Below are 23,560 nucleotides of genomic sequence, written 5' to 3' on the forward strand. Positions count from 1 at the left end.
CGCCGTGGCGCCGCACCGCGCGGGCGCGCACCCGAGCGTCGTGCCGCTCACCTGTGCGGTTATGCTCAGCACATGGGCCGGCTGGCGATCTCGCCGCTGCACCGCGCGCTCGTCCTGGCGACGCTCGCCGCGAACGGGCTCGTCGCGCTGGCGGCGCTCGTCGACTCGGCCGAGGCGTTCATCCTGATCCTCGGGTTCGCGGCGATGCCCGCGGCGCTGCTGTGGCTGGAGCCACACCCGCGGGCGTTCCGCTTCACGGCGGCGTCGCTCGCGCTCGCGTACGGGACGATCGCGGTCGTGCTGCTGCTGTTCGGCGGGCTCGTGTTCGCGCCCGCCGCGGTGCTGCTCGGATGGACGGCGCTGATGCCCAACGGCGACGGCCGCCTGCGTCAGTACCTCTGGGTCGTGCTGTGGTTCGCGGTCGCGATGATGCTCGTGATCACCACGCTGCTGCTCATCGCGCGGCTGTGACGAGTGCCGCTTCGATCACGCGCGCGAGGCGCTCCGCGGCCTCGCCGAGCTGCGCCTCGCCGAGCGAGCTGTAGGACAGGCGCATCTCGTCGGCGCCGCCCGCCTCGACGTAGAACGGGGCGCCCGGCACGTAGGCCACGCCCGCCTCGGTCGCCGCGGGGCGCAGCTCACGCGCGTCCAGGCCCTCGGGCATCCGCAACCAGGTGAACATGCCGCCGGTCGGCTCGCTCCAGCTCACGCCCTCGGGCATGTGGCGCTCCAGCGCCGCCGACAGCGCGACCCAGTGCGACTCGTACAGCGCGCGCGTGTGCGGGAGCCGCTGGCCGAACAGCCCGGCGCGCCCGTACTCCTCCACCAGGCGCTGGCTGAGCGCGCCCGCGCACTGGTCGATGCCGCCCTTGGCCGTCGTCAGCTGCGCGATCAGCGGCGCCGGGCCGACCGCCCAGCCGAGCCGGGTGCCGGGGCAGAAGATCTTCGAGAACGTGCCGACCTGCACGGTCACGTCCGGACCGAGCGACCACAGCGACGGCAGCTGCGTGCCGTCGAACGACAGCTCCTTGTAGGCGACGTCCTCGACGATCAGCACGTTGAACTCACGGCACAGGTCGACCAGCGCGCGCCGCCGCTCGACCGTCATCGTGCGCCCCGACGGGTTCTGGAACTCCGGGATCGTGTAGAGGAGCTTGGGCCGGTAGCCGTCGTCGAGCAGCGCCTCGAAGGCGGCGACGTCGAGCCCGTGCTCGTCCATCGGCACGCCCGTCTGCACGGCGCCGTAGTCCTTGAAGGCCATGATCGCGCCGAGGTACGTCGGCGCCTCGACGGCGACGTCGTCACCCGGGTCCAGCAGGGAGCGGCAGAGCAGGTCGATGCACTCCATGCCGCCGCTGGTGACCATCAGCTCGTCGGCGGCCGGCTCGCGCTCCTGCATCTTGGCGGTGCGCTCGCGCAGGTACTCGCGGAAGCTCGGGATGCCGGCGCTGGGCGTGTACTGCAGCGCGAGGCCGGGCTCGTCGCGTACGAGCCGGGTGGCGATCTCCGCCAGCTCGTCGCTCGGGAAGGTGGACGCGTTCGGGAACCCGCCCGTCATGCCGAGCGTGCCGGGCGGCGGCCCGGCGAGGATGATCGCCAGCTCGGGATCGGCGCCGGCGCGCCCACGGGCGGAGAACAGCTGCGACACGTCCATGCGTGCCATTGAACCAGGAGATGCTTACCTGTCCGTATGAGCACCACCGCACTGGAGACGATCAACCACGTCATCGGCGGTGCGCAGACCGCCGGCGCGTCCACGCGCACAAGCCCCGTCTATGACCCGGCGACCGGGCAGGTCCAGCGCAACGTGCTGCTGGCCGAGCCGCAGGACGTCGACACCGCCGTCCAGGCCGCCAGAGCCGCCTTCCCCGCCTGGGCCGACACGTCGGTCGTGCGCCGCGCCCGCGTGATGTTCCGATTCCGCGAGTTGATCACGGCACACACCGACGAGCTGGCGCGGATCATCGCCGCCGAGCACGGCAAGACGGTCGAGGACGCCAAGGGCGAGGTCGTCCGTGGCATGGAGGTCGTCGAGTACGCGTGCGGGATCGCGGAGCTCACGAAGGGCGAGTTCTCCGACCAGGTCTCCACGGGCGTGGACCTGCACAGCTTCCGCCAGCCGCTCGGCGTGTGCGCGGGGATCACGCCGTTCAACTTCCCGATCATGGTCCCGATGTGGATGCACCCGGTGGCGATCGCCACCGGGAACACGTTCGTGCTCAAGCCCTCCGAGCGCGACCCGTCGGTGAGCAACTTCATCGCCGACCTGTACGCGCAGGCGGGCCTGCCGGACGGCGTCTTCAACGTCGTCCACGGCGACAAGACGGCGGTCGACGCGCTGCTCGACCACCCGGACGTCGACGCGATCAGCTTCGTCGGCTCGACCCCGATCGCCAAGTACATCTACGAGCGCGCGACCGCCGCCGGGAAGCGCGTGCAGGCGCTCGGCGGCGCCAAGAACCACGCGATCGTGATGCCCGACGCGGACCTCGCGTTCGCCTCCGACCAGCTGATCGCGGCGGGCTATGGGTCCGCCGGCCAGCGCTGCATGGCCATCAGCATCGCGGTCGCGGTCGGGGACGCCGCCGACGAGCTCGTCGAGAAGCTGCGGGAGAAGGCGCTGAACGTGAAGGTCGGCCCGGGGCTGGATCCGCAGTCGGAGATGGGCCCGCTCGTGACCCCGCAGGCCCGCGACCGCGTCGTCGACTACATCGGCCGCGGCGAGGGCGACGTGGTCGTGGACGGCCGCGAGCTCAAGCTCGACGGCGACGGGTTCTTCGTCGGCCCGACCCTGATCGACAACGTGACGACCGACATGTCCGTCTACCAAGACGAGATCTTCGGCCCGGTCCTTTCGGTCACCCGGGTGGAAACGCTCGACGCCGCGATCGATCTGATCAACGCCAACAACTACGCCAACGGCGTCGCGATCTTCACGTCCAGCGGCCACGCCGCGCGCGAGTTCCAGCGCCGCGTGAAGGTGGGCATGATCGGGGTCAACGTCCCGATCCCCGTGCCGATGGCGTTCTACAGCTTCGGCGGCTGGAAGGACTCGCTGTTCGGGGACCACCACATCCACGGTCCCGAGGGCGTCCGCTTCTACACGCGCGGCAAGGTCGTGACGACGCGTTGGCCCGACCAGGCGCCGGATCCCACGCATCTTCACTTCCCGACGGCATCCTGATATTAGTTCGGGCGTCGTACGAATTACTTCGAGGAGGAGTCTCAGTGGCGGAGCATCGCTTCACGTTCGGTCTGTGGACCGTCGGCAATCCGGGTCGTGACCCGTTCGGTGGTCCCACCCGGGCCGAGGTCGACCCTGTCGACTCGGTCCACAAGCTGGCCGAGCTCGGTGCGTGGGGCGTTTCGCTGCACGACGACGACCTGATCCCGATGGGCTCCAGCGCAGCCGAGACGGAGAAGATCGTCACGCGCTTCAAGGGCGCGCTGGAGGAGACGGGGCTCGGCGTCGGCATGGCAACGACCAACCTGTTCGGCCACCCGGCGTTCAAGGACGGCGCGTTCACGTCCAACGACCGCGGCGTCCGGCGCGCGGCGATCGGCAAGGCCGCGCGCTTCATCGACATCGCGGCCGACCTCAACGCCGAGGTCTACGTCTTCTGGGGTGGCCGCGAGGGCACCGAGGTCGGGGTCGCGAAGGACCCGCGCGACGCGCTCGAGCGCTACCGCGAGGCCATCAACGTGCTCAGCCAGTACGTGATCGACCAGGGCTACAACCTGCGCTTCGCGATGGAGCCCAAGCCCAACGAGCCGCGCGGGGACATCTTCCTGCCGACGGTCGGCCACGCGCTGCACTTCATCGAGACGCTCGACCATCCCGAGATGGTGGGCGTGAACCCCGAGTTCGCGCACGAGACGATGGCGGGGCTGAGCTTCCACCACGCGATCGGCCACGCGCTGTGGGCCGACAAGCTCTTCCACATCGACCTGAACTCGCAGCGGATCGGCCGCTACGACCAGGACTTCCGCTTCGGCGCGGAGGACCTGAAGGAGTCGTTCCTGCTCGTCCGCCTGCTCGAGCGCGCCGGCTACTCCGGCCCGCTGCACTTCGACGCGCACTCCTACCGCAACGAGAACGCCGCGGGCGTGTGGGACTTCGCCGCCGGCTGCATGGCGACCTACCGCGCGCTGGCCGAGAAGGCCGCGCACTTCGACTCGCTGCCCGAGGTCCAGGAGGCGCTCGCGGGCGCGTCCCAGCCGGAGCTCGCCGAGTCCTCCGCCGGTGGCGACACCGCCGAGACGCTCAAGGGCGAGGCCGAGTGGTCGCACCTCGACCAGCTCGCCGAGCGCGGCTACTACAACGAGAAGCTCGACCAGATCCTGGTCGAGGTCCTCTTGGGCGTCCGATAGCCCTCTCGGGGTGATCCCCGCTCGTCCCACGCGCCGGGAGAGTCCCGGCGCGTGTGGCACGGCGTAGAAGAGCACCTCGGGTCCGAGCAGGTCTCGCGCGTCGTCTACGGCGCGATCATCGGCATGGCGCTGATCGTCGTGCTCGAGCATCACCCGCCCAGCGCGGGCGTGACGACCGTGACCCTCGTGGCGACCGCGATCGCGGTCGGCCTGGCCGAGCTCTACAGCGACTGGATCGGCCACGTCGTCAAGCACCGGGGCGGCTTCCACCGGCGCGACCTGGGCCACATCGCCGCCGACGTGAGCGCGGTGGCGGTCGGGATCGTCTTCCCCGACGTGTTCTTCCTGCTCGCGACGGTCGGCGTGCTCGAGCTGGACACGGCGTTCACCGTCGCCAAGTGGACCGGGCTCGGCCTGATCACCGCGTACGGCTACGCGGCCGGCCGGCTGTCCGGCGAGTCACATTCGCGGGCCGCGCTGCAGGCGCTCGCCGTCACCGCGATCGGCGCCGCCCTGATCGGGTTCAAGGCGTTCGTGCATTAGCCGCTCGATCTGGTCGAGCCGGTCGGCGATGTGGTCCAGCGTGATCTCCGCCGGCACGCGGCGCTTGCGCCGCGCCGACTCGACGAAGATCGCGGTGATCGTGGCGGTGATGACGCTCATGAAGCCGAGCCCGGCGATGATCACGAGGGTCGCGATCACGCGCCCTTCGGTGCTCGTCGGCACGCGGTCGCCGTAGCCGACGGTGGTGATCGACTGCATCGCGAACCACATCCCGGACCCGAGCGTCGGGAAGTCCTGGCGGTCCACGATCCACATCACGACGCCGCCCGCGATCGCGATGCTCAGGGTGAACACCGAGATCAGCAGCGCCGCGCGCCGGGCCGTGAGGTCCATCACGTCGCCGATCATGCGCGCGTGCGGGATGACGGTTCCTCGCCCGGATCGGGTGATGCCCGCTCACCCGTGCGCGCTCAAGCTTGAGCGGCGTGCCACGCTTGCACCCCTGTCGCTCTCCGAGCTCGCCATGCCCGTCCGGCTGATCGGTCGCCTCACCGTCGTCCTCGTCCTGGACGCGGCGGCGCTGCTGTTGATCGCGTGGATCCTGCCCGGCGTGCACGTGGACTCGTTCTGGGCCGGGCTCGTGCTCGCGGCGACCATGGGCATCGCGAACGCCGTGGTCTGGCCCGTGCTGCTGCGGGTCGCGCTGCCGTTCACGGTGCTCACGCTCGGCCTGGGCGCGCTGTTCCTGAACGCGGGGCTGCTGCTGGCGGTGTCGTCGCTGCTGGACGACGTGCGCGTCGAGGACTTCTGGAGCGCGCTCGGCGTGGTGCTGCTGCTGTCGCTCCTGACGATGCTGCTGGGCGGCGTGCTCGCGCTGGACCGCGGCGACCTCTGGTACCGGCTGATCGTGCGCCGCCAGCTCAAGCGGTCCAAGCTCGCGCGGCGCACGGACGAGCCAGGGTTCGTGTTCCTGGAGATCGACGGCCTCGCGCACGACGTGCTGCGGCGCGCGCTGCGCGACGGCAACGCGCCGTTCCTGGCGCGCTGGATCCACGACGACGGCTACAAGCTCCACGGCTGGGAGACGCACTGGTCCTCGCAGACCGGCGCATGCCAGGCCGGGCTGCTGCACGGCGACGACCACGACATGCCCGCGTTCCGCTGGTGGGAGAAGGACCTCGGGCGGGCGATCGTCACCAACCACCCGAAGGACGCGGCGGAGATCGAGCGCCGGCACTCGAACGGGCGCGGGTTGCTGCACGACGACGGCGCCAGCCGCGCGAACATCCTCTCCGGCGACGCGACGCACTCGATGCTGACGATGAGCACCGTGCTCGACCGCGACCGGCCGGGGCGGATCGGCCAGGACTACTTCGCCTACTTCGCGTCGCCGTACGGCGTGGCGCGCACCGTGCTGCGGACGATCGGCGAGACCGCCGTCGAGCGCTGGTCGGCGATCCAGCAGGTGCGGCGCGACGTGCGTCCGCGCGTGCACCGCGGCTGGAGCTACGCCGGCGTGCGCGCGTTCGGGACCGTCATCCAGCTCGACCTGCAGGTCGCGGCGGTCACGGCCGACATCCTCGCCGGCCGGCCGTCGGTGTACACGACGTTCCTCGCCTACGACGAGGTCGCGCATCACAGCGGCTTGGAGCGGCCGGACACGCTGGCCGTGCTGCGGCGCGTGGACCGGGCGATCGGCACGATCGCCGCCGCGGTGCCGCACGCGCCACGCCCGTACCGGCTCGTGGTGCTCTCCGACCACGGACAGAGCCAAGGGGCAACGTTCCTGCAGCGGTACGGCGAAGGGCTCGAGGACATCGTCGCGCGCCACGGCGGCGGTGACGTGCGCGCCGAGGACGCGCACTCGGACGAGGGCCGCGCGGCGTTGACCGCGAGCGTGACCGAGTTCGCCACGCGCGACACGCCGGCGGGACGGATGATCCGCACCGCCGCCGGCGAGCGGATCGAACAGCCCGAACCCGACCCGACCGTGCCGGACGTGTCGGTGATGGCGTCCGGGAACCTCGGCCTGATCACGTTCCCGCGCATCCCCGGCCGCGCGACCGCGGAGCAGATCGAAGCCGAGCGGCCCGGGCTGATCGACGCGCTGCGCACGCATCCGGGCATCGGCTTCGTGCTCGTGGACGGGGTCGTGCTCAGCGACCGCGAGGACCCGCTCACGCCGTACGGGCCGAACGCGGCCGCGCACATCGCGCGCACCAACGCGTTCCCGCACTGCCCCGACATCATGGTCAACTCCACCTACTGGGAGGACCTGGACGAGGTCGCCGCGTTCGAGGAGCTCGTCGGCTCGCACGGCGGGATGGGCGGCGGGCAGGCGCACCCGTTCGTGCTCGCCCCGGCCGACCTGCCGTGGCCGAGCGAACCCGTCGTCGGCGCGGACGCCGTCCACCGGGTCTTCCGGGAGTGGCTACACCTCGACGGTCCCGCCGGGAGCCACGACCTCGACGCGGGTCTTGCCGGTGACGGCGGCCGCGAACTCGAGCGGGGGATCGGTGAGCAGCCGCTCGTGACGGCGGCCGAGCCCCAGCGGCAGGAAGGTGCCCCAGTGAATGGGAACGGCCAGACGCGGCGCGATCAGGTCGATGACCCGGGCGGCGCCGGCGGGGTCGAGATGCCCGGGCCCGAGTGACGGGCCCCAGCCCCAGACCGGGATCAGCGCGCAGTCGACGCGGCCTCTGAGCGCCTCCATCGCCGGGTCGTAGTCGGTGTCGCCGGCGAACCAGACGCCGTCGACGAGGTACCCGAGCGTGTCGAGCTCCTCGGCGCCCGGCCCGGGACGGCGCCGGCCGTCGTGCCAGGCGGGCACGGCCTCGACCGGCACGCCGACGTCGACCGTCTCGCCGACCCGGACCTCGTGCACGGCGTAGCCGGGCAGGTACTTCCGGGCGCCGACCGGAGCGAGCGCGGTCCGGCTCAGGTCCCGCAGCGACGGCTTGTGCAGGTGGTCGTGGTGCAGGTGGCTGATGAGCACGGCGTCGACGTCGCGCGGGCGTGCCGGCGTCGGCACCTGGCGCTTGAGGTGCAGCACGCGGTCGGCCAGCACCGGGTCGGTGAGCAGGCGCACGCCGCCGACCTCGATCAGCACGGTCGCGTGCCCGAGCCACGTCACCCGCCGTGCATGAGGTTCCGTCACCCGCCGCCCCCTGAGACTCGCCACATGACCTTCGGACCACTGCAGGTGCTCGTCATCAACTTCGACGAGGCGAACTTCGCCGGGCAGATCCAGGCTGAGCTGACCCGGCTCGAGGAAACCGGCATCGTGCGCATGCGCAAGGCGCTCGTGATCGCCAAGACCGCCGACGGCGACATCCAGGTGGTGCGCCAGGGTGGGGAGGACCCGGGCGAGCTGAGCCCGGACGAGCGCTCCGTCGCGGAGCTGCTCGAGCCCGGCGCGGCGGCCGCGATCGCGGTGCTCGAGCACCAGTGGGCGATCCGCCTACGCGAGGCCATCATCAGCGCCGGGGGCACCGGCGTGCAGTCCGAGTGGGTGGACGCGGACCAGCTCGAGCAGCTCGGCGTCGCCATCTAAGCCCTGATCCAGCGCTCGGCGATCGTGGCGCCGCCGGTGGTGGTTACGACCAGCACGGCGGCGACCGCGACGAACCACGTCAGCATCGCGAAGCCGATCCCGATGATGCCGAACTGGGCCGCCGAGGTGGCGAGCGTGTGCGGCATCCAGATCACGCTCCACACGCCCACGCCGGCCATGCCGATCGCGCTCAGGATCGCGGCCGGCAGCAGCCGCATGGGGCGCACACGGCGGCCGAGCAGCAGATAGGGCGTGAGGAGCCACGTCACGGTGCCGATCGCGAGCGTCGCGGCCACCAGCAGCCAGCCGCGCAACGGCTCCACCACCACCGGGCGCAGCGTGACGATCGCCGCGATCGTGGTCAGCCACAGCAGGGCCCGCAGCGTGTTGCGCACGCCGAGCGTGGGCAGGCCGTACGCGCCTTCGTACAGCCGCTGCAGGCCACGCGTGAACGCGAGCGTGGAGACGAGCAGCAGCAGGATGCCGAGCGCGGTGACGCTCGACTCGACCGCGCCCGAAGGGGCGAAGGCCTGCTGCACGCTGGCCGCCGCCGACCCCGTCAGGTCGAAGCGCTTGATCAGCAGGTCGGCGAAGCTCTTGTTGTCCGAGCGCGGCAGCAGCGACGCGTACACGATCAGCAGCGGGAGGAACGCCGAGTAGCCCTGCGCGGCGATCGCCATCGCCCGGTCGATGCCCTGCACGGCGACGAAGCGCTCGAACCAGTCGCGGAAGAACTGCACCATGGGTGCCGGGATCGTGCGCAGGAGCGGAGCGACGATGCCTCATCCCGTCAGGATGACGCTGGATCACACCGCCGGCCGCGACCGTGTCGGGCATGGCGACACGCACACAACCTCCGCGCGACACGACACGGGTCCGCTCACGGCCGGGCTGGATCACGTTCGCCGGCGCCTACCTGGTCCTCGCCGGCGCGCTCAACCTGATCTGGGGCATCACGGCCCTCGCGAACTCGACCTACTTCCGCGAGGAAGGCCTGCTGTGGGCGGACCTGCGGTTCTGGGGTTGGATCGCGGTGCTCGTGGCCGCCGTGCAGATCCTCGGCGGCGTGCTCGTCCTCCTGCAGAAGGGCGGCGGGATGGTGATGGCCATCGTGCTGGCGATGGCGGGCATCCTGCTCAACTTCACGTCGATCGGCGCGTACCCGGTGTGGTCGAGCGTCGCCATCGTGTGCTCGATGCTCGTGCTGTGGGCGGTCACCGTGCACTGGGAGGAGGACCTGTGATCCTCGAGATCCGCGTGCGCGGGCCCGTCGCCCTGGAGGACGCCGACCGGCTCGGGCTCGTCGCCGAGGCCGCGCCGGTCGCGACCGTCCTGCGCGGGGCGCTCGAGGACCGCCCGGCGCTCCACGGCGCGCTCACCCGCATCATCGACGATGGCCTCGAGCTCGTCGAGGTGCGGAGGCTCCCGTCATGAGCCTCGGCGCCTCGCTGTTCCTGATCGCGGTCGGCGCGATCCTGCACTTCGCCGTCACCGCCGACCTGGCGGGGATCGACATCCAGGTCGTCGGCACGATCCTGATGATCGTCGGCGTGCTCGGCTTCGCGATCTCGCTGTTCTTCTACTTCCAGGCGCGCGACCGCGGCGCGCCCCCGCCCCTCTAGGCGAACGAGGCGGTCTGCTCGACCGGCGTGTCGTCGACGTCGCGCAGGCCGCGCAGCTTGAAGCCGACGACGATGGCGAACGCGCCGCGGACGATCATCGTGACGGCGAAGAAGACGGCGAGCGTGACGAGGCCGATCTCCGGCCAGGCCATGATCACGATGCCGACGATCACGTCGAACGCGCCGAGCATGACGCCCCACCAGCGGCGCCCGTCGGAGCCGAACGCGAGCACGATCCGGAACACGCCCTCGGCGATCAGGTAGACGCCGAGCACGACGACGATCGCCAGCAGGCTCTCGCCGGGGCGGCGGATGCAGATCAGGCCGGCGATCAGCGCGAGCACGCCGAGCAGGGCGCTGAGCGCGCGGTTCGCGGGCTCGGTGATGGCCTCGATGATCTCCATGACGGCGGCGATCAGGAGGTAGATGCCGGCCAGCAGGCCGAGCGTGAGGAGGGTGATGTCGGGCCAGACGATGGCCGCGATGCCGGCGGCGAGGCAGATGGCGCCGAGGACGACGAACAGCCACCAGTTCTTGCCCAGGGAGGGGACTTCGCTGATCATGCGGGCGACGCTACGACCGCCCAGGATGAGCTCGCATCACCCACGCGGCATGGCATCGTGGATCAGGTGAAGGCGGTGTTGCCGACGTGGCGAGGCGTGCTCGGGTGCGGGTTGGCGTTGTGGCTGGCCTCGCTCGCGGCGCTCGTGCTGACCGACGACGACATCCTGCTGCCGTCGGTCGTGCTGCTGGGGAGCTTCCTCACGCCGGTGACGGTCATCTTCTGGTTCGTCGACCGCGGCGGCACGACCGCGCTGACGCCGCGGCGGCTGCTCGCCGCGTTCTTCGTCGCGGGCGTGACCGGGCTGCTCGTCGCGGCGGTGCTGGAGACGTGGCTGCTGCCCGACCGGCTGCTGCCCAACGTGTGGGTCGGGCTCGTCGAGGAGCTGCTCAAGGGCGCGGGAGTGTGGGTGCTGGCGCGCGGCCTGCGCTCGTACACGGTGCGCGACGGCGTCCTGCTGGGCACGACCGTCGGGCTCGGGTTCGGCGCGTTCGAGGCGGCGGGCTACACGCTCTCCTGGGGGATGACCGCGTCCGGCTTCGACCTGTCGGACATGATCGCCGAGGAGGTGCTGCGGATCATCGTCGCGCCGTTCTGCCACGGGGTCTGGACCGGGCTGTTCGGCGGTGTCCTGTTCGCGTGTCGTGGCCGGGTCACGTGGAAGGTCGTCGGGGCGTACCTCGCCGCGTCCTCGCTGCACGCGCTGTGGGACGGGTCCTCGACCGCGGGGATCGTCGTGACCGTGCTCGCCGCGGGCACGCCGACGCAGCGCGACGACCTCTCCAACGGAGACCTGCCGATGCCCTCCTCGCTCGATCCGCAGTGGCTCTACGGCGGCGTGCAATGGGCGGTGATGATCGCCGTCGCGCTGCTCGGGGTGCTGGTGCTCCGCCAGCACTGGCGCGAGAGCTGAGCGCCGTCACGCGGCGACGAGCAGCGCCGCCTGCGCGCGCGGCACGAGCAGCACCGGGCAGCGCGCGGCGGCGAGCACCCGCCGGGCGGTGCCACCGGGCAGCACGACGCCGGCCGGCCCGTAGGCGCGCGAGCCGAGCACGAGGAGGCCGAGCCGTCCGGTCGCGCGGATCAATGCATCCACGGCGTCGCCGACGAGCACGCGCGGCTCGACGGCGACGCGCCGCGTGCGGCCGCGCTCGCGCACTTCCTCGTCCCACGCGTCCCCGCCCTCCCGTGCCGCCGCGGTGATCGCGGCGCCGAGGATGCTCGCCGCCGGACCGCGCGTCGGGGAGGGGGTCTCAGGCGCGAGGCGCGCGGCGAGATCGGTCGCGTCCGCGAGGTCAGGGGACCGCCGCAGCACGGTGAGGACGAGGAGCGGGACGCCCGCCGCGCGTGACAGGGATGCGGCGGCGTGGAGCGCGCGCAGGGACTCCGGGGTCGGGAGGAGGCCGACGCCGATCGTCCCGAGCGCGCGCTCGCCGTGGCCCCGCGGGACCACCGCGACCGCGCGCGCGGCACCGTGCAGGACGCGTTCCGCCGTCGTGCCGAGCGCGACGCGGCCGTGCCGCGCCGTGGCCGGCGAGCCGAGCACGGTCAGCAGCGGCTCCTCCGCCACGATCAGGCGTTGCAGGCCCGCGGCGGCCGAGCTCGCCCGCTCCACCCGGGTGCCGGCCCGCACGAGCGGCGCGTCGTCCGGCTCGTCGGCCGCGGCCACCGCCACCGTATTCACGCCCACGCCGAGCACGCCCGCGATCACCCGCGCGAACTCCGCCGGCGCCGGATCGCCATTGGAGGCCACGAGCACGGTGGAGCGCATCGCGGCGAACCTACGCAGGCGCGGGATGACGCTCCTTCACCCGGACCGGGTGAGGCTCGTTCACCCGCGCGGCCGGGATGGTCCCGGCATCCACGACGGATCGGCGGGGATCTTGGACAGTGAGCCCTTGGTCGTGCGCCTCGAGCGCGCGGTCCATCGCTTCCGCCTGCAATCGGCGCACAACCTGCTCGACGAGGCGTTCGCGACGGTCCCGCCGGAGGCGTTCCTGCGTGACGTCGGCCGGCCGCTGCTCGCCCGTCTCGACGACGCCGCCGAGCTGCGCTTCGCGACCTCGCTGCTCGAGCTGCGGCTCCTCGCGCAGGCCCAGGGCTGGGAGCGCGTGCACGGCCCGCTGGTCGTGCTGGCGTGCGCACCGAGCGACGACGCCGTGCTCGAGCTGATCGCGCTCGGCCTGGCCCTCGCCGCCCGCCACTGCCGGATCTCCTACCTCGGCGCGGCCACGCCGGTCGACGCGCTGGCCGAAGCCGTCGCGCGGCAGCGCGCGGCCGCGGTCGTCCTCGCCACCGAGAGCGCCGCGCTGGACCGCCGGGACGGCGCCGAGCTGCGTGCCCTGCCGTGCCCGCTGGTGGTGGTGGGCCGCGCCCGCGAGCCGATCGCGCGCAGCCTGGCGGGCGTCGCGCTGGACGCCGACGCGCCCACCACGCCGACCCGGATCGCCGGACTGGCACGGCGGCAGTCATCCCGTCGGAGCGACGAGCCGTCACCCACCTGAGTCGCAAGATGCCCCTGCCGCCGTATGACGCTGAACTACGAGATCCGCGTTCGAGGCCGGGTGGGCGACCACCTCGCCGACGCGCTCGGGCTGGAGGCCGAGACCGAGCCCGTGGAGACCGTTCTGCGCGGACCCGTGACCGACCAGGAGGGCCTGCACGGGATCCTCGAGCACCTGCAGGAGCTGGGGCTCGAGCTCGTCGAGGTGCGCCAGCTGCCGCGCGCGCACAAGTCCCTCTAGCGTTGCGGCCGCGCTCGCGGGATCGCCGTCGAGTCACGCACCTCCCGCCGGCGCTCGTCGGCCGGCGAGTGGAGGCGGAATCCGCCGATGCGCAACAGACTGTCAATTGGAGCGCTCACACCTTTATCCGGTGAGCATTCCGCAAGCTCGACAAACCTTGCACACTCGCGTAGGTTGGCACGCAGCATGCCGTACGGGGGCCGGTCATGAGCGCAGCGGCTGTGCGTAGAGCACCAGCCCTCGTCACCCAGTTCGCGGTCCCGCCGTCGCCGTTCGGGATGGTGGAGCGGCCACGCCTGACCCAGCGGGTGCAGGCGGGCATCCAGCGGCCCGTCACGCTCGTGTGCGCGCCGGCGGGCAGCGGCAAGACCGCGCTCGTCGCCACGAGCGTGGAGCGCGCCGCGTGGGTGACGCTCGAAGCCACCGAGGACGAGCCCGGCCGGTTGTGGGACGCGGTGCTGACCGCGCTCGACCTGGCCGGTGCCGTGCCGCCCGACTCGGCGTTGGCGGGGCTCGCCGCGCCGGTCAACGACAGCCGTGACACGTTCATGCCGCTGCTCGTGAACGCGCTCGCCGCGCTGCCCGAGCCGGTGGTGCTCGTGCTCGACGACGTGCACGTCCTGCGCAGCCGCGGGTGCCTCGCGCAGCTGGCGTTCCTGCTGCTGCACACGCCGGACACGCTCCGGCTGGTGATGACCGCGCGCAGCGACCCGCCGTTGCCCCTGCACGTGCTGCGCGTGCGGGGCCGCCTGGAGGAGATCCGCGCGACCGACCTGGCGTTCACGCGCGACGAAGCAAAAGCGCTTTTGGAGGCGCACGGCCTCACTCTCGAAGACGAGCTGATCGAGGCGCTGCACACGCGCACGGAGGGCTGGGGCGCCGGCCTGCGGCTGGCCGCGCTGAGCCTCCAGGGCCGCGACGACCCGGCGACGTTCGTGGCCGAGTTCGCCGGCGACGATCGCGTCGTCGCCGACTACCTGCTGGCCGAGGTGCTGGATCGCCAGCCGCCGAAGCTGCGCGCGTTCCTGCTGCGTACGAGCCTCGTCGACCGCATCTGCGGCAGCCTGGCCGACGCGCTCACCGGCGACACCCACGGGGCGGACACGCTGGCCATGCTCGAGCGCACCAACGGGTTCGTCCTGGGCGTGGACGGCCACCGCGAGTGGTTCCGCTACCACCGCCTGTTCGGGAAGCTGCTGCGCACCCGCGCCGAGCGCGAGCTGCACGCGAAGCTCGCCACGCTGCACGCGCGCGCCGCTCGCTGGTACGCGGAGCGCTGCGCCGCCGTGGAGGCGCTCGAGCACGCCGTCCTGGCGGGCGAGCACGACCTGGCGGTGGAAGTCGTCGCCGCCCACTGGTTCGACCTCTACGTGCGCGGCGACGCCGCCGCCGTCCGCGAGCTGCTGACCAAGGTGCCCGCGGAGCGGCTCGAGCGCGACGCGGAGCTGTCCGCGGCGCTCGCCTGCGCGGCGCTGGACGTGGGGGACACCGATTCGGCCGAGCTGCACATGGCACACGCCGAGCAGGCCGATCATCCCGATTCGCGCCGGCGGCGCTACCTGGAGACGATGGCGCTCGCCGGCCTCGGCATCGCCCGCCTCGAAGGGGACTTCGACGCGGCGCTGCGGGCCGCGGACGCGCTCCTCGCCGAGGCCGCGACGCACGCCGGCCCGGAGGAGGACGGCGCCCGCGAGGCGCTCGTGCACGCCATGCTCGGCGAGACCGCGCTGTGGGCGCACGACCTCGAGCGGGCCGGGCAGGAGCTGCACAAGGCGGTCGCCGGGGCACGAGCGCACCAGCTCGACTACGTCGCGGTCTCGGCGCTCAGCTACCTGGCGCTGCACGACGTGATGCTGCACGGCCCCGCCGACGACCAGGGCCACGGGCAGCAGGCGATCGAGCTCGCCGCGCGCCGCGGCTGGTGCAAGATCCCGCAGACCGCATGCGCGCACGCCGCGCTCGCGCTGCACGCGTTCTACGACCTGCGGCCGGCGGACGCGGCCGAGCACCTCGAGCGTGCGCGGGGCGCCGCCGCGAGGCTGCGCCGCCGCCAGCTGGACTTCGTGATCGCCCACCTCGACGCCCGCATGCACGGCGCCGGCGGCGAGCCCAAGCTCGGGATCCGCGTGCTCGACGACTACGAGGCGCTGCATCGACACCACGGCCCGCCCCTGGTGTACGAGCGCGGCGCCGTGGCGGCGATGCGCGCGCGGCTGCAGATCCAGGACGGGGCCCTCGAGGAGGCGGCGCTGACGCTCGCGTCGGTCGAGGACGACCGGTCGATGGCCGTCACGGCCGCGGATGCGCGCCTCGCGCTGGCAAGCGGCGATCCTGCCGAGGCGGTCGAGCTGCTCGAGCCGGCGGGCGACCAGCTGGCGATGCACGCGGTCACGAGGGTCGAGACGCTCGTGCTGCTGGCCATCTCCTACCACGAGAACGGCGAGCCGGGCAGGGCCACGCGGGCGCTCGAGGACGCGCTCGCCCTCGCCGAGGGCAACCGCCACCGCTGGCCGTTCCTGGAGCTCGGCCGGCCGATGGAAGAGCTCCTGCGCCACCAGATCCGCGCCGGCACCGCCCATCGGGCGCTCGTCGGCGAGCTGCTCGACGCGTTCGCCGACCGGGCGCCGGCCACGCGTCACGTCGCCCCGCTGCTGGAGCCGCTGTCCGAGCGCGAGCAGGCGATCCTCCGCTACCTGCCGACCGCGCTCTCCAACCGCGAGATCGCCGCCGAGCTGTTCGTCACGACCAACACGGTCAAGACGCACCTGCGCAGCATCTACCGCAAGCTCGACGTCGCCCGCCGGCGCGAGGCCGTCGAACGCGCGCGGGACCTACGGCTCCTTTCCTCCCGGCGCTAAGCCGAAGCCGACCAGGCCGAGCGGCAGCGGCAGCCAGTAGGAGAACAGCCGGTAGGCGAAGGTGGCGAGCACGGCGTCGCCGGCCGACACGCCCGCGAGCGCGAGCATGGCGCTCAGGCCGGCCTCCACGAAGCCCAGGCCGCCCGGCGTGATCGGGATCTGCGCGAGCACCTGCGCGCCGCAGAACGCGAGCAGCACGAGGCCGGGCCGGGGATGGGAGCCGATGGCGGCCAGCGCGGCGAGCAGCGTCAGGTAGTCGAAGGTCCAGCGGCCGACGGTCGCCAGCAGGGCGCGCTTCCAGCGCGGACCGAGCGTGGCCAGCAGCCGGTCGCGCTCGCGCAGGAGCCGGTCGGGGAGCCGCGTCAACGGCTCCGAGCCGCGCCGCAGGCGGTTCCGCACGCGCTGGACCACGCGGCCCACCCACGCGAGCGGGCCGTCCATCGACAGCAGCACGGCGCCGAGCGCGCTGGCGGCCACGAACACGCCCAGGCCCGCGAACGCGGTGTGCTCGAGCGTGTCGTTCACGCCGCCGCGCAGCAGGGACGGGATGGCGAGCACCGGCATCGCCAGCACCATCGCGAACACGAGCACGTTGACGGCGGTCAGCGCGGTCACGGTCGCGGCCGGCGGCGCCCCCGCGCGGACGAGCATCTTGTACTGCAGCGCCGAGCCCATCGCCCCGCCTCCCGGCGCGATCTTCGCCAGCGCGTTCCCGGCGAGCTGGGAGCTGATCACGGCGCGCCAGCGCACGCCGTGCATCGCCACCCACTGCAGCGCCCACAGGCACGCGAGCGACGCGGCCTGCAGCCCCGCCATCACCAGCAGCGAGAGCAGCGAGAAGCGCGTGATCTGGCGCCAGGAGCCGAAGACCTCGACGATGCTCGGGAACACCAGGTAGATCGAGACGCCGGTGACGGCGAGCCAGAAGATCGTGCGGCGGAGCCGGCGCGGGGTGGGCGGCGTGGCCTCGGTGGGGGCCGCGGTGTGCGCCTCGATCGCGTGCTCGACGCGATCGCCGAACGCGTCATGCGGTGGCGCGGCCGGTCCCGTAGACGGTGAGGGCGTAGATGACGAGGCCGTCAAGCACGAGGATCATGACCGACCAGACGGGATACGCGCCGAGCGACGTGAGGGCCACCACCGCGCTGATCAGCGCGAGGATCGCGCCGAGCGCCGGGCCGAAGGGGTTCCCGCGATGGAGCAGCCAGGCCGCGAAGAGCTGCACCACGCCGATGCACAGGTAGATCGTGCCCCACAGCGCGAGGTCGCCGAACAGCAGCTCGTCGGCGCGGAAGTAGTCGTCCTGCACCAGCGCGGCGAGGCCGTCGATCAGGTTGAAGCACCCGAGCACGAAGAACAGGCAGACGACGAACGCCGTCCAGTTCTGCCCGCGTTCGACTGGAGGTCCCGCGCTCATCTCCCCGTGGACGTTCGGCCACGCGCGGGTGAGCGCGGATCACTCCGCCGGGATGACCACGCATCACCCGTGTCCTCGGGAGGCTCTGGCCGTGACCGATGTGGTCCCCAACGACGAGGTCGAGCGGCTGCGCGCACGCAACGCCGAGCTCGAGCGCAAGGTGGCGCGGCGGGTCCGCGTCCGCGGCACGTTCTCCGGTCTCCTCCTCGTGCTGGGCTGCGGGCTCGCCGTGCTGTCGCTCGTCGCGGTGTGGCTGCGCGCGACGCTGCTGGACACCGACCGGTACGTGAGCACGGTCGCGCCGATCGCCGCCGAGCCCGGCGTGCAGGACGCGGTCGCCGCCAAGCTCGAGACCGCGATCTTCACCCGCGTCGACTTCACCTCGCTCGCGCGTGAGGTCCTGCCCGACCGCGCCGACCTGCTCGCGCCCGCGATCGAGACCGGCGCGAAGACCGTCATCAGCGACCGGATCGAGACCTTCACGCGCTCCGACCGCTTCCAGACGCTGTGGGTGGAGGCCAACCGGCGCGCGCACACGCGGCTGGTGGAGCTGCTGACCACCGGACGCTCGAACCGGCTCGCGCTCGACGACGAGACGCTCTACCTCGACCTGTCCCCGGTGGTGGACCGGGTGAAGACCGCGCTCGACGAGCGCGGGCTGAGCCGGATCGCGGCCGCGATCCCGCCGACCGTCGACGGCCGGATCGAGCTCGTGCAGTCCTCGGCGTTCGCCGACGCGCGCACCGGCGTCAAGGCGCTGAAAGCGAGCGCGATCGTCCTGCCGATCCTCGCGCTGCTGTGCCTCGCGGGGTCGGTGTGGCTGGCGTCGGGCTGGCGGCGCGGGCTGCTGCGCGCCGGCATCGGCGTCGCCGTGGCGATGGTGCTGCTGATCGCGTTGCTCGCGGTCGGCCGCTCGGCGTACCTGGACGCGCTCGATCAGGGCGCGCTCCCGCGCGACGCCGCATCCAACATCTTCGACACGCTCGTCGCCTTCCTGCGCGACGGCGTGCGCGTGACCGTGGTGGTCGCGGTGCTGGTCGCGCTGATCACGTACGTCGCCGGGCTGCCGCTGGCCGCGCTCGGGCGGCGCGTGTGGGGGAGCCGGCAGCGCACGTGGGTCGCCCGTCACGAGCGCACGCTGATGCTCGTCGTCGGCGGGCTGGGGCTGCTGGTGTTGTTCGCCTACAGCCCGCTCACCGGCGGCGTGGTGCTGGTCACGTTGCTGGTGGCCGGCGCGCTGTGCGGCGTGATCGCGCTGCTGGGCCTGGAGCCCCGTGACGCGCCGACCGACGAGGAGCACCACATCATCGCCCCCAGTGGGTGATGCCGTCCCACCCCGGCTCGGCCGAGCATCCGGGGCATGAGCACACTCGTGGCGATCGCCTATCCCGACAAGTCCACCGCGGACGAGGTCGTGGCCACCCTGAGCCGCCTGCAGACCGAGCACCTGATCTCGCTGGAGGACGCCGTCGTCGTCACGCGCGACGAGAAGGGCAAGGTCAAGCTGCACCAGACGAACAAGCTCGTGGCCGGCGGTGCGGTCGGCGGCGCGCTGTGGGGCGGGCTGATCGGCCTGATCTTCTTCGTGCCGCTGCTCGGCATGGCGGTCGGCGCCGCCACGGGCGCCGCGACCGGAGCGCTCACGGACGTCGGCGTGGACGACAACTTCATGAAGGACCTGGGCACCAAGCTCGAGTCCGGAGGCGCGGCGCTGATCCTGCTCGTCCGCAGCGCGACGACCGACAAGGTCCTGCCGGAGATCGCGCACTTCGGCGGCGACGTCATCCAGACGTCGCTCGACAACGACGCCGAGGAGCGCCTGCGGCACGTCCTCGAAACGCGCGAGGCGGCGACGGCCTAGCCGACGCGGCGGCGATCTGGCCGGGCGGCCAGATCGCCCATGGCCGCTCAGCCGGCGAGGTTGTAGCGGTCGCGCCCGCCGTAGTTGAACAGGCCCCAGATGATGATCACGTCGACGAAGAACAGGATCATCGTCAGCGCCGGGTAGCTGTCGATCGCCAGGAAGTTGGCGATCATGTTCGCGGCGGCGAACAGGATGCCCAGCCAGCGCGCCCACTCCTTGGCGGCGAAGATGCCGCCCGCGGTGATCAGCTGCGCGCCGCCGAGGATCGTGAGCACCCAGCCCCAGAAGTTGAGGTTGGCGAGCACGAACTTCGTGTCGTTGACGAAGAACTTGGAGTCGCTGATCATCGCGATGCCGTAGATCAGGTTCAGCACGGCCACGATGCCGAGCATCACGCCCGCGAAGATGATCCAGGGCCGGCCGAGGTCGACGTCGTAGGTCGACGGGTCAACGTGCATGTCAGTCCTTCCGGGCGCCGTGGGCGACCAGGCCGTAGATGACGAGGATGTCCAGCGTGAAGAGCATCGCCGCCCACCACGGGTAGGCGGGCAGCACCAGCAGCTGCACGATCGCGTTGATCGACACGACGGCCACGCCGACCCAGCGCGCGCCGGTCATCTGCGCCGCGACGCCGAACGACGTCAGCAGCTGCGCCGCCGCGATCAGGATCAGCACCCAGCCCCACGTGCTCAGACCGCTGAAGACGAACTCGGTCTGGCCGACGAAGAACGAGGACTCCGCCACCGCGGCGATCCCGTAGATGAAGTTCATGACGGCCAACAGGCCGATCATCGAGGCGCTGAACATCACCCAGCTGGGCGAGCTGTCCGCGCCGAGGAAGACGCCATCGGGCGGGCGCTGCTCCGTCCGGAAACGCGTGGGTTCGACCATGCTCATGAGCCGAAGCTAATGCGCCTGCGGAGCGCCCGGCATCGCCCGTTCCGGGTGAACTGCGCGGGGCTCAGGACGAGAGGAGCCCGAGCGCGGTCGCGCGGGTCACCGCCTCGTCGCGCGAGTGCACGCCGAGCTTGCGGTAGATCGAGCGCAGGTGGGTCTTGACGGTGTTCGCCGACAGGAACAGCGCGCCGGCGATCTCCGCGTTCGAGCGGGGTGTGGGCAGCTGCTCGAGGACCAGCTGCTCGGCGGGGGAGAGCGGCTCCGTCGGGCCTTCGACGGCGGTCCGCCGCAACGTCTCGGTGACGCGCTCGAGCAGCGCGGGCGCGCCGCCCGCGTCCCGGCAGTCGGCGATCACGGCGCGCGCCTCGGCGAGCGTGGCCTCGGCGCGGGCGAGCTCGCCGCGGCCGGCGCGCGCCAGCGCGAGCTCGAGCAGGATGCGGGCGCGGAAGGCGCCGGTGGGCCGCAGCGAGAGCGCGCGGTCGGCGGCGCGGACGGCCCGGCCGAGGCGTCCCTCGGCGCGCGCGACGACGGCGTCCGCGGCGTGCGCGCGGGCCTCGATCCGGGTGTCGACGTTGCCCGTCGACCGCACCACCAGCAGCGCCTGGTCGGCGTGCTCGCGCGCCGCCTCGAGCCGGCCGGCTTGAACCTCCGTGATGGCGATCGTGGCGAGCGCGACCGCGAAGCCGTGCGGGCGCCGCTCCGCCGTCGGGTGCTGGAGCGCCTGCGCGCACGTGCGGCGCGCGAGCGGCTCGTCACCGGCGTTGAGCTGCATCGCGGCGAGGGTCGCGAGCGCGGCGACGGCCAGTTCGTCGTCGGCCACCGCGACCGCCGCCTCGGCGGCCTCGATCGCCGCCGGCACGTCGTCGTCACGCGCGATCGCCGTGGTGATCCGCAGGATCCCCTCCTGGTAGGGCGTCCAGGCCTCGGGGTGCTTGGCGTGCGCGCGCCGGGCCGCGGCCAGCAGGCGCTCGACCTCGAACGCGGGCCGACCGCCGGCGCTGGCCGCGGCCGCGCCGGCGACCAGCGTCACGGGCCGCTCCGCGAGCTCGGACTCGGGCAGGTCACGCAGCCAGCGCAGCAGGGTCGTCGTGCGGCCGGAGCGCGTGAGCGTCAGCTGGTGGCGGTCGATCAGGTCGGCGATGAACGCGTGGTCGCCGCCGGCGCGGGCGTACTCCACCGCCTCCTCGATCTGGCCCTGGGCGTCGAACCACTCCGCGGCGCGCCGGCAGCGCGGCACCGGGTCGTCGTCGTCGGGCCGCACGAGCTCGCGGAAGAGCGGGTGGTAGCGGTGCCACCCGGCCTCGTCGTCGTCGAGCGCGACGAGGAACAGGTTGCGGCGCTCGAGCGCCGCGATCCGCTCGGCGGAGTCCTCGATCCGCAGGACGTGGTCGCACAGCGGCGCGCACAGGCGGGACAGGATCGCGGTGCCGACGAGGAAGTCGTGCAGCTCGGGCTCGAGCCCGGCCAGCACCTCGGTCGTGACGAACTCGGACAGGTGCCGGCGGGGGAGGGAGGTGACGTCGCCGCCGTCGCGGACCCACAGCGCGACGAGGTAGACCGCGGCCGGCCAACCTTCGGTGCGCGCGACCACCGCCTCCGCGTCCACGCCTTCGCCGAGCACGCGCGCCGCCTCCTCGACGGTGAACGCGAGCGTCGGTGCGCGCACCTCGCCGAGGTGGCCCTGGACGCGCAGGCGCGCCAGCCGGATCGGCGGGTCGGCGCGCGAGATCAGGACGAGCCGCGCGAACACCCGCGCCGCGTGGCCGAGGGTGGCCAGGCAGTGCTTGTCGCTCAGCACGTGCACGTCCTCGAGCACGAGCGGCTGCTCGCGCTCGGCGAGCGCGTCGATGGCGACTTCGAGCGGTGCGTCGGGCAGCGTCGTGCCCAGCGCCGCCGCGGCGTACCGCCACAGCCGCACCGGGTCGTTGTCGGCGGCGTCGAGCGAGACCCAGGCCGCCGGCGCGTGCTCGAGCCAGGACGCCACGGCGACGGTCTTCCCGTAGCCCGCCGGCGCGGACACGAGCACGACCTCCGACTCGGCCGCGCGCTCGAGGGCGCGGGTCACACGCGGCCGGTCGACCAGGTCCGCGCGCGAGCGGGGCCGCGCGAGCTTGCTCTCGATGAGAGGAACCTCGAACACTCAGGCGGACTCTATGAGAGCCCGGCCGCGACCGCGAATCCCAGCACGGTCACGAGCCCCGCGATCCTCCCGGCCTTCCGGGTGGCGTCAGGGATCATCGAGTCGACCAGCATCACCAGCAGCGCGCCCGCGGCGAAGCCGTTGATGCCGGCCTTGAAGTCGCCGGACGAGGCGTCGGCGATCGCGTAGCCGGCGACGGTGGCGATCACGCACACGACGGCCACCGCGCCCCACATGCGCAGGATCGTGGCTCGTGAGCGCTTGGCCTCGTGCAGCTCGGTCGAGGCGCCGATCGCCTCCGGCAGGTTGGAGACGAAGATCGCGGCCAGGAGGCTGATCGAGACGCCGTTGCCCGAGGCGAGCCCGATGCCCAGCACCGCCTGCTCGGGGATGCCGTCCAGGAGCGCGCCGAGCGCGAGCGCCGCGCCGGCGCCGGGGACCTTGTGCTCGACGATCCGGTCGAGCGTGAAGTACGTGAGCGCACCGGCGGCGAGGCCGATCGCCACGGGCACGCCGCCGCCTTGCTGCACGCCCTCTTCGAACAGGTCGAAGCTGACCGCGCTGATCAGCGCGCCGGCGCCGAACGCCAGCACCGCGCCGACGAGCTTGTCCGGCCACGCGCGGGCGACGCCGAGCAGACCGCCGATGACGAGCGACGCGGCCGCGACCGCGCCCCAGACCAGCGCTGATCCCATGGACGCACGCTACCGCTTCGCGGTCAACCGAACACGCGCGGGCGGATGTCGTCGCCGCGCGCCGCGATGTCGCCCACCTCGGAGATGAACTCGACGAGGTCACGGTCGGGCGGACCCACCTCCGTCGCGTGCTGGTACCCGGACGAGCGCGCGCCGAGCGCGATCCCGACGAGCCGCGCGATCAGGTCGTCGGCGGCTTCTTGCAGCGAGAACCCGACGCCGTAGGTGAGCCCGGCGAGCGTCAGGTGACAACGGCCGGCGGACTCGCGCAGCGAGAGCGGCGGTGACCACACATCAGGCACAAGCCCGTTGCTGCCCCATTCGGTCTCCGGT

General features: G+C 72.6%; 27 protein-coding genes and 1 pseudogene. 15 read left to right on the forward strand and 13 right to left on the reverse strand.

Going from position 1 to position 23,560, the window contains the following annotated elements:
* The first annotated feature begins 72 nt into the window (after window positions 1-72).
* Entirely contained in the window at window positions 73-471 is a 399-nt protein-coding gene (locus tag C8N24_RS21155; RefSeq protein WP_121253856.1) for a hypothetical protein, read from the forward strand.
* Here C8N24_RS21155 and C8N24_RS21160 read toward each other — a convergent pair.
* On the reverse strand, window positions 455-1,654 hold the full coding sequence (locus C8N24_RS21160) for an aminotransferase-like domain-containing protein (RefSeq protein ID WP_170179293.1): 1,200 nt from the start codon (window positions 1,652-1,654) through the stop codon (window positions 455-457). The two genes, C8N24_RS21155 and C8N24_RS21160, sit on opposite strands and share 17 nt — an antisense overlap.
* A gap of 51 nt (window positions 1,655-1,705) precedes the next feature.
* Between C8N24_RS21160 and C8N24_RS21165 the strand changes: the two genes are divergently transcribed.
* The 3 genes from C8N24_RS21165 to C8N24_RS21175 are packed head-to-tail and all read left to right on the forward strand — an operon-like array spanning window position 1,706 to window position 4,914.
* Window positions 1,706-3,184, forward strand: a complete 1,479-nt coding sequence (locus C8N24_RS21165) for a CoA-acylating methylmalonate-semialdehyde dehydrogenase (RefSeq protein ID WP_121257882.1) — start codon at window positions 1,706-1,708, stop codon at window positions 3,182-3,184.
* Window positions 3,185-3,228: 44 nt separating this feature from the next.
* Window positions 3,229-4,371, forward strand: coding sequence for a xylose isomerase (xylA, locus tag C8N24_RS21170; protein WP_121253860.1), 1,143 nt, complete (start codon window positions 3,229-3,231; stop codon window positions 4,369-4,371).
* 51 nt (window positions 4,372-4,422) lie between these two features.
* Window positions 4,423-4,914, forward strand: coding sequence for a hypothetical protein (locus C8N24_RS21175; RefSeq protein ID WP_121253862.1), 492 nt, complete (start codon window positions 4,423-4,425; stop codon window positions 4,912-4,914).
* On the opposite strand, the gene C8N24_RS21180 is transcribed toward C8N24_RS21175, so the two are convergent.
* Complete coding sequence (locus C8N24_RS21180) at window positions 4,831-5,283, reverse strand: potassium channel family protein (protein ID WP_121257885.1); 453 nt, start codon at window positions 5,281-5,283, stop codon at window positions 4,831-4,833. The two genes, C8N24_RS21175 and C8N24_RS21180, sit on opposite strands and share 84 nt — an antisense overlap.
* A 115-nt stretch (window positions 5,284-5,398) precedes the next feature.
* Here C8N24_RS21180 and C8N24_RS35065 point away from each other — a divergent pair.
* Window positions 5,399-6,715, forward strand: a pseudogene (locus tag C8N24_RS35065) (phage holin family protein); the annotation flags it as partial.
* A 591-nt stretch (window positions 6,716-7,306) separates the two neighbouring features.
* Here the strand turns inward: C8N24_RS35065 and C8N24_RS35070 are convergent.
* Window positions 7,307-8,032, reverse strand: a complete 726-nt coding sequence (locus tag C8N24_RS35070) for an MBL fold metallo-hydrolase (RefSeq protein WP_121253866.1) — start codon at window positions 8,030-8,032, stop codon at window positions 7,307-7,309.
* A 24-nt stretch (window positions 8,033-8,056) separates the two neighbouring features.
* Between C8N24_RS35070 and C8N24_RS21195 the strand changes: the two genes are divergently transcribed.
* A complete protein-coding gene (locus C8N24_RS21195; protein WP_121253868.1) occupies window positions 8,057-8,428 on the forward strand; it encodes a hypothetical protein in 372 nt (123 codons plus the stop codon).
* On the opposite strand, the gene C8N24_RS21200 is transcribed toward C8N24_RS21195, so the two are convergent.
* Entirely contained in the window at window positions 8,425-9,171 is a 747-nt protein-coding gene (locus tag C8N24_RS21200; RefSeq protein WP_121253870.1) for a hypothetical protein, read from the reverse strand. The two genes, C8N24_RS21195 and C8N24_RS21200, sit on opposite strands and share 4 nt — an antisense overlap.
* A 92-nt stretch (window positions 9,172-9,263) precedes the next feature.
* Between C8N24_RS21200 and C8N24_RS21205 the strand changes: the two genes are divergently transcribed.
* From C8N24_RS21205 to C8N24_RS21215, 3 genes are read left to right on the forward strand one after another with little or no spacing between them, the layout of a single operon-like run.
* The gene (locus C8N24_RS21205) at window positions 9,264-9,671 is read left to right on the forward strand and encodes a DUF7144 family membrane protein (protein ID WP_121253872.1); all 408 of its coding nucleotides are present in this window, start codon (window positions 9,264-9,266) and stop codon (window positions 9,669-9,671) included.
* Window positions 9,668-9,862, forward strand: coding sequence for a hypothetical protein (locus tag C8N24_RS21210; RefSeq protein WP_121253874.1), 195 nt, complete (start codon window positions 9,668-9,670; stop codon window positions 9,860-9,862). The genes C8N24_RS21205 and C8N24_RS21210 overlap by 4 nt, the downstream gene beginning before the upstream one ends.
* Entirely contained in the window at window positions 9,859-10,050 is a 192-nt protein-coding gene (locus C8N24_RS21215) for a DUF6458 family protein (protein ID WP_121253876.1), read from the forward strand. Before C8N24_RS21210 ends, C8N24_RS21215 begins: the two co-directional genes overlap by 4 nt.
* Here the strand turns inward: C8N24_RS21215 and C8N24_RS21220 are convergent.
* Window positions 10,047-10,613, reverse strand: coding sequence for an HdeD family acid-resistance protein (locus C8N24_RS21220; RefSeq protein ID WP_121253878.1), 567 nt, complete (start codon window positions 10,611-10,613; stop codon window positions 10,047-10,049). The genes C8N24_RS21215 and C8N24_RS21220 overlap by 4 nt on opposite strands.
* A gap of 66 nt (window positions 10,614-10,679) precedes the next feature.
* Between C8N24_RS21220 and C8N24_RS21225 the strand changes: the two genes are divergently transcribed.
* Complete coding sequence (locus C8N24_RS21225) at window positions 10,680-11,525, forward strand: PrsW family intramembrane metalloprotease (protein WP_170179296.1); 846 nt, start codon at window positions 10,680-10,682, stop codon at window positions 11,523-11,525.
* Between the two features lie 6 nt (window positions 11,526-11,531).
* Here C8N24_RS21225 and C8N24_RS21230 read toward each other — a convergent pair whose 3' ends face one another.
* Entirely contained in the window at window positions 11,532-12,383 is an 852-nt protein-coding gene (locus tag C8N24_RS21230) for a universal stress protein (protein WP_121253881.1), read from the reverse strand.
* 127 nt (window positions 12,384-12,510) lie between these two features.
* Between C8N24_RS21230 and C8N24_RS21235 the strand changes: the two genes are divergently transcribed.
* The 3 genes from C8N24_RS21235 to C8N24_RS21245 all read left to right on the forward strand — a co-directional run bounded on the left by C8N24_RS21235 (window position 12,511) and on the right by C8N24_RS21245 (window position 16,214).
* Window positions 12,511-13,116 carry a hypothetical protein gene (locus C8N24_RS21235; RefSeq protein ID WP_121253883.1) on the forward strand — a complete coding sequence of 202 codons (606 nt, stop codon included), beginning with the start codon at window positions 12,511-12,513 and terminating at the stop codon, window positions 13,114-13,116.
* Between the two features lie 24 nt (window positions 13,117-13,140).
* Entirely contained in the window at window positions 13,141-13,356 is a 216-nt protein-coding gene (locus C8N24_RS21240; protein WP_121253885.1) for a hypothetical protein, read from the forward strand.
* A 206-nt stretch (window positions 13,357-13,562) separates the two neighbouring features.
* A complete protein-coding gene (locus C8N24_RS21245) occupies window positions 13,563-16,214 on the forward strand; it encodes a winged helix-turn-helix domain-containing protein (protein ID WP_147447918.1) in 2,652 nt (883 codons plus the stop codon).
* Here C8N24_RS21245 and C8N24_RS21250 read toward each other — a convergent pair.
* Both C8N24_RS21250 and C8N24_RS21255 read right to left on the reverse strand, forming a co-directional pair.
* Window positions 16,188-17,297: a lysylphosphatidylglycerol synthase transmembrane domain-containing protein gene (locus tag C8N24_RS21250; protein WP_245971945.1), complete on the reverse strand. Its 1,110-nt coding sequence runs from the start codon at window positions 17,295-17,297 to the stop codon at window positions 16,188-16,190. The genes C8N24_RS21245 and C8N24_RS21250 overlap by 27 nt on opposite strands.
* Window positions 17,239-17,631 (reverse strand): DUF7144 family membrane protein, encoded by a 393-nt coding sequence (locus C8N24_RS21255; RefSeq protein ID WP_121253889.1) that lies wholly within the window; start codon window positions 17,629-17,631, stop codon window positions 17,239-17,241. Before C8N24_RS21255 ends, C8N24_RS21250 begins: the two co-directional genes overlap by 59 nt.
* Window positions 17,632-17,722: 91 nt before the next feature.
* On the opposite strand from C8N24_RS21255, the gene C8N24_RS21260 reads away from it, so the two are divergent.
* Window positions 17,723-18,955, forward strand: coding sequence for a hypothetical protein (locus C8N24_RS21260; RefSeq protein ID WP_147447919.1), 1,233 nt, complete (start codon window positions 17,723-17,725; stop codon window positions 18,953-18,955).
* 36 nt (window positions 18,956-18,991) lie between these two features.
* Window positions 18,992-19,492 (forward strand): DUF1269 domain-containing protein, encoded by a 501-nt coding sequence (locus tag C8N24_RS21265; RefSeq protein ID WP_121253892.1) that lies wholly within the window; start codon window positions 18,992-18,994, stop codon window positions 19,490-19,492.
* A gap of 47 nt (window positions 19,493-19,539) precedes the next feature.
* Here C8N24_RS21265 and C8N24_RS21270 read toward each other — a convergent pair whose 3' ends face one another.
* The 5 genes from C8N24_RS21270 to C8N24_RS21295 all read right to left on the reverse strand — a co-directional run bounded on the left by C8N24_RS21270 (window position 19,540) and on the right by C8N24_RS21295 (window position 23,529).
* On the reverse strand, window positions 19,540-19,953 hold the full coding sequence (locus tag C8N24_RS21270) for a DUF7144 family membrane protein (protein WP_121253894.1): 414 nt from the start codon (window positions 19,951-19,953) through the stop codon (window positions 19,540-19,542).
* 1 nt (window position 19,954) lies between these two features.
* Window positions 19,955-20,392, reverse strand: coding sequence for a DUF7144 family membrane protein (locus tag C8N24_RS21275; protein ID WP_121253896.1), 438 nt, complete (start codon window positions 20,390-20,392; stop codon window positions 19,955-19,957).
* A 64-nt stretch (window positions 20,393-20,456) separates the two neighbouring features.
* Window positions 20,457-22,532: a winged helix-turn-helix domain-containing protein gene (locus C8N24_RS34190; RefSeq protein WP_170179297.1), complete on the reverse strand. Its 2,076-nt coding sequence runs from the start codon at window positions 22,530-22,532 to the stop codon at window positions 20,457-20,459.
* Between the two features lie 11 nt (window positions 22,533-22,543).
* The gene (locus C8N24_RS21290; protein WP_121253898.1) at window positions 22,544-23,227 is read right to left on the reverse strand and encodes a ZIP family metal transporter; all 684 of its coding nucleotides are present in this window, start codon (window positions 23,225-23,227) and stop codon (window positions 22,544-22,546) included.
* Window positions 23,228-23,250: 23 nt separating this feature from the next.
* A complete protein-coding gene (locus C8N24_RS21295) occupies window positions 23,251-23,529 on the reverse strand; it encodes a hypothetical protein (protein WP_147447920.1) in 279 nt (92 codons plus the stop codon).
* Window positions 23,530-23,560 lie beyond the last annotated feature (31 nt).

Source organism: Solirubrobacter pauli (assembly GCF_003633755.1).
GTDB classification, from domain to species: domain Bacteria; phylum Actinomycetota; class Thermoleophilia; order Solirubrobacterales; family Solirubrobacteraceae; genus Solirubrobacter; species Solirubrobacter pauli.